Source organism: Mesorhizobium sp. WSM4311 (assembly GCF_002295115.1).
Classification (GTDB): domain Bacteria; phylum Pseudomonadota; class Alphaproteobacteria; order Rhizobiales; family Rhizobiaceae; genus Mesorhizobium.
Genome location: NZ_NSFV01000021.1, coordinates 12044 through 24584 on the forward strand (window position 1 = coordinate 12044; position 12541 = coordinate 24584).

At 63.0% G+C, this 12541-nt stretch carries 12 protein-coding genes; 1 reads left to right on the forward strand and 11 read right to left on the reverse strand.

The features are described from left to right. The 3 genes from CK226_RS31950 to uxaC are packed head-to-tail and all read right to left on the reverse strand — an operon-like array spanning nucleotide 1 to nucleotide 3003. Entirely contained in the window at nucleotides 1-588 is a 588-nt protein-coding gene (locus CK226_RS31950) for a TRAP transporter small permease (protein WP_179296570.1), read from the reverse strand. Then, nucleotides 585-1562, reverse strand: a complete 978-nt coding sequence (locus tag CK226_RS31955) for a TRAP transporter substrate-binding protein (RefSeq protein ID WP_095790261.1) — start codon at nucleotides 1560-1562, stop codon at nucleotides 585-587. The genes CK226_RS31950 and CK226_RS31955 overlap by 4 nt, the downstream gene beginning before the upstream one ends. A gap of 34 nt (nucleotides 1563-1596) precedes the next feature. Next, a complete protein-coding gene (uxaC, locus tag CK226_RS31960; protein ID WP_095793980.1) occupies nucleotides 1597-3003 on the reverse strand; it encodes a glucuronate isomerase in 1407 nt (468 codons plus the stop codon). 179 nt (nucleotides 3004-3182) lie between these two features. Between uxaC and CK226_RS31965 the strand changes: the two genes are divergently transcribed. Then, a complete protein-coding gene (locus CK226_RS31965; protein WP_095793981.1) occupies nucleotides 3183-4685 on the forward strand; it encodes a mannitol dehydrogenase family protein in 1503 nt (500 codons plus the stop codon). 22 nt (nucleotides 4686-4707) lie between these two features. On the opposite strand, the gene lepB is transcribed toward CK226_RS31965, so the two are convergent. The 8 genes from lepB to CK226_RS32005 form a co-directional block, all read right to left on the reverse strand. Continuing rightward, nucleotides 4708-5685 carry a signal peptidase I gene (gene lepB / locus CK226_RS31970; RefSeq protein WP_245318371.1) on the reverse strand — a complete coding sequence of 326 codons (978 nt, stop codon included), beginning with the start codon at nucleotides 5683-5685 and terminating at the stop codon, nucleotides 4708-4710. Nucleotides 5686-5773: 88 nt separating this feature from the next. Beyond that, entirely contained in the window at nucleotides 5774-6181 is a 408-nt protein-coding gene (locus tag CK226_RS31975) for a F0F1 ATP synthase subunit epsilon (RefSeq protein ID WP_095793982.1), read from the reverse strand. Nucleotides 6182-6291: 110 nt separating this feature from the next. Next, the gene (gene atpD, locus CK226_RS31980) at nucleotides 6292-7902 is read right to left on the reverse strand and encodes a F0F1 ATP synthase subunit beta (RefSeq protein WP_179301173.1); all 1611 of its coding nucleotides are present in this window, start codon (nucleotides 7900-7902) and stop codon (nucleotides 6292-6294) included. Between the two features lie 70 nt (nucleotides 7903-7972). Further along, nucleotides 7973-8857, reverse strand: coding sequence for a F0F1 ATP synthase subunit gamma (locus tag CK226_RS31985; protein WP_095793983.1), 885 nt, complete (start codon nucleotides 8855-8857; stop codon nucleotides 7973-7975). Between the two features lie 32 nt (nucleotides 8858-8889). Beyond that, a complete protein-coding gene (gene atpA / locus CK226_RS31990; protein WP_095793984.1) occupies nucleotides 8890-10419 on the reverse strand; it encodes a F0F1 ATP synthase subunit alpha in 1530 nt (509 codons plus the stop codon). Next, nucleotides 10419-10979 carry a F0F1 ATP synthase subunit delta gene (locus tag CK226_RS31995; protein ID WP_095793985.1) on the reverse strand — a complete coding sequence of 187 codons (561 nt, stop codon included), beginning with the start codon at nucleotides 10977-10979 and terminating at the stop codon, nucleotides 10419-10421. Before CK226_RS31995 ends, atpA begins: the two co-directional genes overlap by 1 nt. Nucleotides 10980-11225: 246 nt before the next feature. Continuing rightward, nucleotides 11226-11621, reverse strand: coding sequence for a DUF4345 family protein (locus CK226_RS32000; protein ID WP_095793986.1), 396 nt, complete (start codon nucleotides 11619-11621; stop codon nucleotides 11226-11228). Nucleotides 11622-11797: 176 nt separating this feature from the next. Then, nucleotides 11798-12493, reverse strand: coding sequence for an aspartate/glutamate racemase family protein (locus tag CK226_RS32005; RefSeq protein WP_095794004.1), 696 nt, complete (start codon nucleotides 12491-12493; stop codon nucleotides 11798-11800). Between the last annotated feature and the right edge of the window lie 48 nt (nucleotides 12494-12541).

The following is a 12541-nucleotide window of genomic DNA, read 5'->3' on the forward strand; positions in this document are numbered from 1 at the left end:
TCAAAGCTCCTCGCCGGTTGCATAGATATCCGCGTCGACGGGCAGGCCGGCAAAACGCCCGGCCAGCCGCTCCAGTGAAAACAGGCAGACCAACGCACCACCCAAAATGACCGGCAGGAAGCTGACGCCGCCGGGCAGCGCAAGCGAAGGCATCACCGTGTTCCATGTCAGTTTGGCCAGTTGGACCCCGTAGACGATCATGCCGGCACCGAAAGCGAACACGACGATGTCCGAAATGCTGCGCAGCACCGCCTTGGCCGAGGTGGGCAGGACATAAAGCAGCACATCGAAGCCGAGATGCGTGCGTTCACGCACGCCGACGGCCGCACCCAGGAAGATGAACCAGCCCATCAGGAGCACGGAAAAGGATTCCGTCCAGCTCGGCGAGCGGTTCAGCATATAGCGCGAGAAAACCTGCCAGAAGATGATGATCGTCATCAGCGTCAATCCGGCGCCGCTGACCCACAGGGCCAGCCGGGCGAGCCCGGAGAGCACGCGCTCCACACCGCGCCAGAACCCCTTGGCCGCGTTGATCGAAGGCAGCGCGGTGGTTTCCGCGCTGCTCGGCCCATTGCCCGTCCCGCTCATTTCTCGGCCTGTATGCGCGCGGCCAGGTCCTTCAGCTCGGGCGTCGACAGATACTTGTCGTAGACCGGTTTCATCGCATCGATCAGCGGCTGCTTGTCGATTTCGCTGACCTTGACGCCGGCCTTCTCGACGATGCCGCGCGACTTCTTCTCCTGCGCGTCCCACAGTTCGCGCATCTTGACGACGCTGTCCTTGGCCGCTTGCCGCACGATCCCCTGGTCTTCCGGCGAGAGCTTCTCCCAGCTTGCCTTCGACATGACGAGCACTTCCGGCACGATCTGGTGCTGGTCCATCGTATAGTGCTTCGCGACTTCGTAATGTTTGGCGGATTCGAAGCTCGGCCAATTGTTCTCGGCACCGTCGATGACGCCGGTCTGCAACGCCGAATAGACCTCGCCATAGGCCATCGGCGTGGCATTGGCGCCCAGCGCATTGACCATGTCGACAAACACGTCCGACTGGATGACGCGGAACTTCATGCCTTTCAGGTCGGCGATCGAGGTGATGTCCTTCTTGGTGTTGTAGAAGGAACGCGCCCCGGAATCATAGAAGGCCAGACCGACGAGATCATGCGTTTCGAACGCCTTCAGGATCTGGTCGCCGATGGGCCCGTCCATGACGTGGCGCATGTGCTCGACCGAACGGAACATGTAGGGCAGTGACGGCACTGCGGTCTCCGGCACGATGCCGTTGAAAGGCCCCATCGAGACGCGGTCGAGGTCGATGACCCCGGCCTGCGTCTGCTCGATCGTGTCCTTCTCCTCGCCAAGTTGCGCCGAATGATAGACCTCGACCGAATAGCGGCCATTGGTGCGCTGCTTGATCAGGTCGCCCATGTATTTGACCGCCTCGACCGTCGGATAGCCGTCCGGATGCGTATCCGACGATCGCAATACGGTCCCGGCGTTGGCAATGCCGACCAGCAGCGAGCCGAAGGCGAATGTGGCTGCCATCAGTTTCGAAAAATGCGCCATGACTTTCCTCCCTTTGAAAACCGAAACGCCCGGCTCACAGCCGGTACGCTTTCTTCGCGAGCGTGTAGGCAAGGTCGCGGGCCAATTCATGCGCCTCGCCCTCGCGCAATCGATGTTCGGCGACGAGCCGCGCCAGGAATGCGCAATCGACACGCCGCGCCACGTCGTGGCGCGCCGGTATCGAGGGAAAGGCGCGGGTGTCGTCGTTGAAGCCGACGGTGTTGTAGAAGCCTGCCGTCTCGGTCGTCATCTCGCGGAAGCGGCGCATGCCTTCCGGGCTGTCGTGGAACCACCACGCCGGCCCGAGCTTCAGCGCCGGGTAGACGCCGGCCAGCGGCGCCAGTTCGCGCGCATAGCTGGTCTCGTCGAGCGTGAAGAGGATGACGGTCAGGTCGCGCTCCAGCCCGACGCAATCGAGCAACGGCTTCAGCGCCGTCACATAATCGGTCCGGGTCGGGATATCGAAGCCCTTGTCGCGGCCGAATCTCTGGAAAATGGAAGGCGAATGATTGCGCCAGGAGCCGGGATGGATCTGCAGCACCAGCCCGTCATCCCGGCTCATCTTGGCCATCTCGGTCAGCATCTGGGCGCGGAACAGTTTGCGCTCGCGCTCATCCTGCGAGCTGCGGCGGATGCGGTCGAACAGCTCCTGCGCCGCCGCATCGGAAAGATTGGCGGTCTCGGCCGTCGGGTGGCCATGATCCGACGAGGTCGCACCGAAGCTCTTGAAGAAGGCGCGCCGCTGGCGATGCGCCTCAAGATAGCCGGCCCAGCTCCCCGTATCGCAGCCTGTGATTTCGCCGAGCCGGTCGAGATTGGCCGAAAACCCTTCGAAGTCGGGATCGACGACGGCATCCGGCCGATAGGCGGTGATAACGCGGCCTTCCCAGCCGCTGTCGCGGATCATCTGGTGCCATCTGAGATCGTCGAGCGCGCCTTCGGTGGTCGAGATGACCTCGATGTTGAAGCGCTCGAACAGCGCACGCGGGCGGAAATTCTCCCACTGCAGCACCGTCGCGATCGTGTCGTAATGGCGGTCGGCCGTCGTTGCATCCAGCGGCTCTTCGATACTGAACAGATCGGCGAGCACATGGTCGAACCACAGCCGGGTCGGCGTGCCACGGAAGAGATAATAGTGTTCGGCGAAGCGTCGCCAGATCGTCCTGCCGTCGGTCTCCACCGGCGCGCCTTCGAGGGTCGGCACGCCGAGATCCTCGAGCCGAACGCCCTGACTGAACAGCATACGGAAGATGTAGTGGTCCGGGACGATAAGCAATTGCGCAGGGTCCGGGAATGGCTCGTTGAGCGCGTACCAGCGCGGATCGGTGTGGCCGTGCGGGCTGACGAGCGGCAGGTCTTTGATCCCGGCATAGAGATCGCGGGCGATCGAGCGCGGATGCCCCTCGGCGGGAAACAGCAAATCCGCATCGGTCAGCGCCACGGCGATCCTCCCAGGGCGCTATCGGTAGGGTCGGCTACAAATTATGTCAACATACAAAAATTAGACTGTTGTATGATGACTTTTGAGCAAAGCTGAGCATTGTGGGCAAAGGCCGGCGATGTTACGTCGGTTGCCGATCCGCCCAGCAAGATCACCAGTCAGACGAGCGCCGCGAACCGATGACAGACCGCCGCCTTTCCAACCGCACGGCGCATGCGTTGCCGGTGGGGGTCGTCGCACCTCGATATGACCGCGGCACGGTTGCGCCGGGCATCGTGCATCTCGGCGTCGGTGCCTTCCATCGCGCCCATCAGGCCGCCTATGTCGACGAGTGCCTGGCGGCGGGCGAAACGGACTGGGGCATCGTCGGCGTCTCCTTGCGCAGCCCCGACACGCGCGATGCGCTGTCGCCGCAGGACGGGCTCTACACGCTGGCGATCCGCAGCAGTGGCGAGGAGGAGCTGCGCGTCATCGGCTCTATCCAGTCGATGCTGGTGGCGCCGGAAGACCCGGGCGCGGTGCTGGCCGCGCTGACCGATCCGCGCACCCGCATCGTCACGCTGACCATCACCGAAAAGGCCTATCTCAGGGCCGCGGGCGGCGGATTGGACGTCGCCCATCCCGACATCATCCACGATGTAGCCAATCCGCGGGTGCCGAAGACGGCACATGGTTTCCTCGCCGAGGCGGTTGCCCGGAGACTGGCCGCCGGCACCGCGCCCTTCACCGTGCTGTGCTGCGACAACCTGCCGGCCAACGGCGCCACGCTGCATCGGCTGCTGACCGAATTCGCCGAGCTGCGCGATGCCAGGTTTGGCACGGCAGGCGACACCAGGATCGCCGACCATATCGCGAATGAAGTCGCCTTTCCGTCGAGCATGGTCGATCGCATCGTGCCGGCAACCACCGACGCCGACCGGGCACGCATAGCTGGCGAACTCGGTGTCGACGATGCCTGGCCCGTGATGACCGAGCCCTTCCGCCAATGGGTGGTCGAGGACAATTTTCCGGCCGGCAGGCCGGACTGGGAAAAGTTCGGCGTCACCATGGTCGGCGATGTCGGCCCCTTCGAGGACATGAAGCTCAGGCTGCTCAACGGCGCGCATTCGGGCATCGCCTATCTCGGCCTGCTCAGCGGCCACGCCACTGTCGACCGCGCTTTCGCCGATCCGGCGATCCGGAAGTTCGTCGACGGGCTATGGGCCGAGGCCATCCCGACATTGCCGGAAGATGCCGGGCTCGACACGGCGACCTACACGGCCGAGCTTGCCGAGCGTTTTTCTAACACCGCGCTCGCCCACCGCACGGCGCAGATCGCCAATGATGGCAGCCAGAAGCTGCCGCAGCGCATCATCGCCTCCGCCATCGAGTGCCTCGAAGCCGGTACTGAGTTCGTGCATCTCACGCTGGTGGTGGCGGCCTGGATCGCCGCCTGCGCCGCACGCGGAAAAACCTTGCCCGAAAACCATTTCACCGACCCGCTCGATGCGGCGTTGACGGCGCTTTTGGACCAGCAATTGCCGGCGAACGAAACCGTGACGGTGGTGTTCGACTTGGCCGGCTTCGCCGGGGATCACGCCGAGCGCCAGACGCTGATTGAACTCGTGGCCGTCCATCTCGTTCACCTGCGACGGGACGGTCCGACACTGGCCTTCGCCGCGTTGGGAATAGGAACTGAATAGTCAAGGCGGGACCCGATACGGGCTATTTGGCAGCCGAACCGTCCAACGTCTGCCGGGAAGAATATTCCACGCCTCGCGAATTCCAGAACAGGCGCACCGCCTTGCCGACGAGATTTTCGTAGGGAACGAGGCCCATTTGGAAGCGGCTGTCGTTGGAGTTGTCGCGATTGTCGCCCAACGTGAAATACTCTCCCACGGGCACCACAAACTCGCGTGTGTTGTCGCCGACCGAATTGTCGGCCAGGTCGATCACCAGATAGGAAACTCCCTCCGGCAGTATTTCCCGCTGTAGCTTCGCCGATTTTACCTCTTCCGACGAATAATCGCCGACAGCCTCAAGCTTCACCGCCACACCGTTAATGTGGAGCACGCCATCGATCATCTGAATCCTGTCACCGGGCAAACCGATGAGTCTCTTGACGTAGTCTATGTCTGGGTTAGTCGGCACCCTGAAAACCATGATATCGCCTCGCCTTGGCTCGGCGCCGAATATGCGGCCATCGACCGGCAACAGCCCAAAGGGCACACTGTAGCGACCGTAGCCGTAGGCGAATTTGGAGACAAAGAAATAGTCTCCCTCCACCAGCGTCGGCTCCATGCTGCCGGACGGCGTGGAAAACGGCTGGAACAGGAACGCGCGTATTGAAAATGCAAACGGGTAAGTGGTCAAAAAGACAAGCACCAGCACCCAAAGCCCGTGCGCAAACCACTTGTCGGGCTTGAAGCGACGCGTGAAGGGCACAACGAGCCCGACCGACAGGAGCATCAAACCAATACTGGAAAGGTTGGCTACCGGGCCAAGATCGACGCCCGGCAACACCGGAAATCCTGTATAGACACACGCGAAAAAGATGGCGCTGAACACCATCAGGCTGGCGACCGCCAGTCTGCCGCTGCCGATCCAGAGGAACCCACCGAAGGGACCGCCAAACGCCGATACCAGAGCGGTCGACCACCGGGATCGCGAAGCTGGTTCTCGCGCAGCTGTTTCGTTGGTCATCGGCCGTCCCCCTCGCCAAGTCCGACTGTCCAACAAACAAAAAAGCGAGGCAAGGCCCCGCTTTTCAATCAGTCATTGGAAGCAAGTTTCAGGCCGGAAGAATCGCGCCTTCCAGCGTCGTGAGCTGGCTAAGGAACTGCTCGGCCTTGCTGCGCGCCTGGTCGTCCTTGGCGTCGGCGGCATCTTCCTTGGCTTCCTGGATGCGGCGGGCGAGATCGGCGCGGTCGACATCCTTCACGGCGACAGCCGATTCCGCCAGCAGCGTGCAGCCGGCCGGAACGATGTCGGCGAAACCGCCGAACACGACATAGCGTTCTTCGCCGCCCGAAGCGGTCTTCACCGTGACGACACCCGGCTTGATCGTGGTCATGACCGGCGCGTGATGCGCCATCACCGTCATCTCGCCTTCGGCACCCGGAATGACGACGGATTCGACCTCGGTGGAAACCAGCAGGCGCTCCGGCGAGACCAGTTCGAATTTGAAAGCTTCAGCCATGTCAATTTAGTGAGTAGGGAATAGTGAGTAGGAAGTAGGGAGAGAGGGAACCGTCCCGATCACCCAGCTGCTATTCACTACTGACTACTGACTACTCCCTATTCCCTTGATTAAGCCGCTTCGGCCGCCAGGCGCTGTGCCTTCTCGACTGCTTCCTCGATGCCGCCGACCATGTAGAAGGCGGCTTCCGGCAGGTGATCGTAGTCGCCGTTGCAAAGGCCCTTGAAGCCCTTGATGGTGTCGGCGAGGTCGACGAGCTTGCCCGGCGCGCCGGTAAACACTTCGGCGACGAAGAAGGGCTGCGACAGGAAGCGCTCGATCTTGCGGGCGCGGGCCACTGTCTGCTTGTCCTCTTCCGACAGCTCGTCCATGCCCAGGATGGCGATGATGTCCTGCAGCGACTTGTAGCGCTGGAGGATCGACTGCACCTGGCGGGCAACGGCATAGTGCTCTTCGCCGACAACCATCGGGTCGAGCATGCGCGAGGTCGAATCCAGCGGATCGACCGCCGGATAGATGCCCTTTTCGGCGATGGCGCGGTTCAGCGTCGTCGTCGCGTCAAGGTGGGCGAACGAGGTCGCCGGCGCCGGGTCGGTCAAGTCGTCGGCGGGCACGTAGATGGCCTGCACCGAGGTGATCGAGCCCTTGGTGGTGGTGGTGATACGTTCCTGCAGCGCGCCCATGTCGGTGGCGAGCGTCGGCTGATAGCCCACGGCCGACGGGATACGGCCCAGAAGAGCCGACACTTCCGAACCCGCCTGCGTGAAGCGGAAGATGTTGTCGACGAAGAACAGCACGTCCTGGCCCTGGTCGCGGAAATATTCAGCGACCGTCAGGCCGGTCAGGCCGACGCGGGCGCGCGCGCCCGGCGGCTCGTTCATCTGGCCGTACACGAGGGCCGCCTTGGAGCCTTCGCCGCCGCCCTTCTTGTTGACGCCGGATTCGATGAACTCGTGATAGAGATCGTTACCCTCGCGGGTGCGCTCGCCGACGCCGGCGAACACCGAATAGCCGCCATGCGCCTTGGCGATGTTGTTGATCAGTTCCTGGATCAGCACGGTCTTGCCGACGCCGGCGCCGCCGAACAGGCCGATCTTGCCGCCCTTGGCGTAAGGTGCCAGCAGGTCGAGCACCTTGATGCCGGTGATCAGGATCTGCGCTTCCGTCGACTGCTCGACATAGGTCGGAGCCGGCTGGTGGATGGAGCGCATTTCGATCGCGTCGACCGGGCCTTCTTCGTCGACCGGCTCACCGATGACGTTGATGATGCGGCCGAGCATGCCCGGGCCGACCGGCACGGTGATCGGAGCACCGGTGTCGCGCACTTCCTGGCCGCGCACCAGACCTTCGGTGGAGTCCATGGCGATGCAGCGCACGGTGTTTTCACCCAGGTGCTGGGCAACTTCGAGCACCAGGCGATTGCCGACATTGGTCGTCTCGAGCGCGTTCAGGATCGCCGGAAGGTGATCGCCGAATTGCACGTCGACGACGGCGCCGATGACCTGGCGGACCTTGCCGACGACGCCCGTCGCCTTGGCGGCCACTGCGGGAGTCCTGGCCGCCGCGGCCTTGGCCGGCGCCGCGGCCGTCTTTGCCGGAGCTGCCTTCGCGGCGGCTGCCGGAGCCTTGGCCGCCTTTGCGGGGGCTGCGATCTTCGCGGCTGCCGCCTTGGGGGCCGCCGTCTTGGGTGTCGCCGTCTTGGGGGTCGCTGCTTTCGCCATCGTCTTTACCCTTTTTCGTCCTTTGTTTCTCACGCGGTCCTGGAGCGGGCCGATGGCCCGCGAACCACGCCTAGAGCGCTTCGGCGCCCGAAATGATTTCGATCAGTTCCTTGGTGATCTGCGCCTGCCGCTGGCGATTGTAGGTGATCGACAGCTTGTTGATCATCTCGCCGGCATTGCGCGTCGCATTGTCCATGGCGCTCATCTTGGCGCCCATTTCGCCGGCCGCGTTTTCGAGCAGCGCCCGAAAAACCTGCACGGAAATGTTGCGCGGGATGAGGTCGGAGAGGATTTCGCCCGGCTCCGGTTCGTACTCGTAGACGGCATTGCCGCCATCCACCGCCTCGGCGGGAGCCGAAGCGACGCCGGCCGGGATGATCTGCTGCGCGGTCGGGACCTGGCTGATCACCGACTTGAACTGCGAATAGAACAGCGTGCAGATGTCGAAGGCGCCCTCGTTGAAAAGGTGGATGACTTTCTTGGCGATCGCGTCGGCATTGACGAAGCCGAGCGTCTTGACCTCGCGCAGGTCGACACGATCGAGGATCATCGAGGCATAGTCGCGGCGCAGGATGTCGAAACCCTTTTTGCCGACGCAGATGATCTTGACCTGCTTGCCGTCGGCCAGAAGCCGCCGGATATGATCGCGGGCAAGACGGGCGATCTGCGAATTGAAGCCGCCGCACAGGCCGCGCTCGGCGGTGCAGACGACGAGCAGATGCACGTTGTCCTTGCCGGTGCCGGTCATCAGCGCCGGGGCGTCGCCGCCGCTGCCGATTGCCTGGGTGATGTTGGCCAGCACGGAACCCATGCGCTCCGAATAGGGGCGCGCCGCTTCCGCTGCCTCTTGCGCACGGCGCAGCTTCGCCGCGGCGACCATCTGCATCGCCTTGGTGATCTTCTGCGTCGCCTTGACCGAGGCGATACGGTTACGAAGGTCTTTTAATGAAGGCATGCTTCAAACCTGATCCCGTCTTGTCGCTTTGCTCAGGCGAAGGTCTTGGCGAAAGCGTCGATCTCTGCCTTCAGCTTGGCGCGCAGATCGTCCGACAGCGCCTTTTCCTTGCGGATGGCGTCGAGAACGTCCTTGCCCGCCGCACGCATGTGGCTGAGCAGGCCATGCTCGAACTTGCCGACCTGGTTGACCGGCAGCTTGTCGAGATAGCCGTTGACGCCGGCGAAGATCACCGCGACCTGCTCTTCCGTCTTCAGCGGCGAGAACTGCGGCTGCTTCAGGAGTTCGGTCAGGCGCGATCCGCGGTTGAGCAGGCGCTGCGTGGCGGCGTCGAGATCCGAGCCGAACTGCGCGAAGGCCGCCATTTCGCGGTACTGCGCGAGCTCGCCCTTGATCGAGCCGGCAACCTGCTTCATCGCCTTGATCTGCGCCGAGGAACCGACGCGCGACACCGACAGGCCGACGTTGACGGCCGGACGGATGCCCTGGAAGAACAGGTTGGTTTCGAGGAAGATCTGGCCGTCGGTGATCGAGATCACGTTGGTCGGGATGTAGGCCGACACGTCGTTGGCCTGGGTTTCGATGACCGGCAGAGCCGTCAGCGAGCCATTGCCCAGATCGTCATTGAGCTTGGCGGCGCGCTCGAGCAGGCGCGAGTGCAGGTAGAAGACGTCGCCCGGATAGGCTTCGCGGCCCGGCGGGCGGCGCAGGAGCAGCGACATCTGGCGATAGGCGACGGCCTGCTTCGACAGATCGTCGTAGCTGATCAGCGCGTGCATGCCGTTATCGCGGAAATATTCGCCCATGGTGCAGCCGGCGAACGGCGCCAGGAACTGCATCGGCGCCGGATCGGAAGCGGTGGCGGCGACGATGATCGAATATTCGAGCGCGCCGCGCTCTTCCAGCACCTTGACGAACTGCGCGACGGTCGAGCGCTTCTGGCCGACGGCGACGTAGACGCAGTAGAGCTTTTCCTTCTCGGGGCCGTTGTCGTGCACCGACTTCTGGTTGAGCATCGTGTCGAGGATGATGGCGGTCTTGCCGGTCTGGCGGTCGCCGATCACCAGCTCGCGCTGGCCGCGGCCGACCGGGATCAGCGCGTCGATGGCCTTGAGGCCGGTCGACATCGGCTCATGCACCGACTTGCGCGGGATGATGCCGGGCGCCTTGACGTCGACGCGCTTGCGTTCGGTCGCCTTGATCGGGCCCTTGCCGTCGATCGGGTTGCCGAGCGCGTCGACGACGCGGCCGAGCAGGCCCGGACCGACCGGAACGTCAACGATGGCGCCAGTGCGCTTGACGGTGTCGCCTTCCTTGATGTCGCGGTCGGCGCCGAAGATGACGACGCCGACATTGTCGGCTTCGAGGTTGAGCGCCATGCCGCGGATGCCGCCGGGGAATTCGACCATCTCGCCGGCCTGGACATTGTCGAGGCCGTAGACGCGGGCGATACCGTCACCGACGGACAGCACCTGTCCAACTTCGGAGACCTTGGCCTCCTTGCCGAAATTCTTGATCTGGTCTTTCAGAATTGCGGAAATTTCCGCGGCGCGGATGTCCATCAGCCGACCTCTTTCAGTGCAAGCTTGAGCGAATTGAGTTTGGTTTTGAGCGACGTATCGATCTGGCGCGAGCCCATCTTGACCACCAGCCCGCCGAGCAGCGACGGATCGACGGTGACGGAGATGGCCACGTCCTTGCCGGCAACGCCTTTAAGCGCCGCCTTGAGTTCGGCCTGCTGGGCAGCCGTCAGCTCGTGAGCCGACGTCACTTCAGCAGCGGTCTCGCCACGATGCTCGGCGGCGATCTGGCGGAACGCCTTGATCATGCTGGGCACGGCGAACAGCCGGCGATTGCGGGCGACGACGCGCAGGAAATTACCGGTGAGGCCGGTGATCTTGGCCTTGTCGGCGATCGCCGCGATGGCCTTGGCCTGCTCCTCGCTGGAGAATACCGGGCTGTTGATCAGCCGGGTCAGGTCGGAACTGCCCGCGAGCATCGCCTCGAAACTGTTGAGGTCGGACTCGACCTTGGCCACGGAATTTGCCTGCAGGGCGAGTTCGAACAGCGAACCCGCATAGCGTTCTGCGACACCTGAGATTGGCGATGACGATTGAGCCACGGACCGTCTTTTCTCTTGTCTGACAGGCCGCAGATTGTTGGCGCGAGCAAAAACTCTGGCTAAATCTTTGACCTTACTGCATTTTTTCAAGCACGGAGGCGCGGCTTCCGCTATCCCCGGCCGAAAGTCGATTGCCGTCTAGCACAGGCATTTTAAGACCGCAATGCGTCGTTCCGCATGCTTTTCAGGCACTATTGTCGCATCCGGCGAAAGACTCGCGCCTGATGCGCCGGAATAGCCTTGGATTCAGGGCACAAAGCCGAAGGCAAAGGCGAGCGGCAACGCCGCCAGGACCAACTCCACCACAATGGAAACCCAATTGAAAGGTGTGTTGGCGCCATCCGACATCATCGACAGCAGCCGGCCGAAGGCCGTGAACAGCCAGGAGAAGCCGAGCGCCATGTAAACCAATGGCTGCGCCAAGAGAATGCAGCACAGGCCGACGCCGAGATAAAAGCCCGACATCCTGCCACGCCCCTCTGCGATCGCCGCCGCCTTCTCCGGTTTCGCCTGCAGGCGCAGGATGCGGAAGGCCAGCCCAGGCGCCAGGAAAAACAGAAACCCGAGCAGCACGGTGAAGACGGCGCTCGACCAGGCCAGCCATTCGCCCTGGCTCGTCGGCCATGGAAGCGCAAAATCCATGCTGTCCCCTCGAAATGCCTGTTTTGAAATTCCGGGCATTCTAACCGAGGAAAAGCGCCGCGCCAGATGGCATCAGGCACTTTCAAGGCCATGCCAGGAAAAGTGTGAAACGTTTTCCCGGGAAAAACGCATAGCGTTTTCCCTAGGCAATTGCGTCAGAATAAAAAGCGGGCGCATCAACCGAGCGCGAATTCCACCGCCGCCTCGGCATGGATGCGTGTCGTGTCGAAAACCGGAATGTCGAAATCATCCTGTCCGATGAGCATGGTGATCTCGGTGCAGCCCATGATGATGCTGTCGGCGGCCTCGTCACGCCGAAGGCGTTCGGCCTCTTCCATGTAGGCCGCCTTCGAAGCTTCGCTGACGATGCCCTGACAGAGCTCGTCATAGATGACGCGATGCACCATGTCGCGCCCGGCCGCATCGGGCACGACAGGCGACAGGCCGTATTTGTCGGCGAGCCGGCCCTTGTAGAAATCCTGCTCCATGGTGAAGCGCGTCGCCAGCAGCGCCGGGCGCTGCATGCCTGTGCGCTTGACCGCGGCCGCAGTGGCATCGGCGATATGGATCAAGGGGATCGACACCGACGCCTGCACCTGGTCAGCCAGTCTGTGCATGGTGTTGGTGCACAGAACCAGGCCTTCCGCACCGCCCGCCTCCAGCTTGCGCGCGGCATCATTCAGAAGCACGCCGGCGCCGTCCCAATCGCCATGATGCTGCCGCTCGGCGATCTCGGCGAAATCGAACGACCACAAAAGCAGCTTGGCCGAATGCAACCCGCCGAGGCGCTCGCGCACGATCTCGTTGAGCAGGCGATAGTAGATGGCGGTCGATTCCCAGCTCATGCCGCCGAGCAAGCCAAGGGTTTTCATGTGATCTTCCATTTCTCGCTGGCCAGCAGCCTATCGCCGATATGGCGA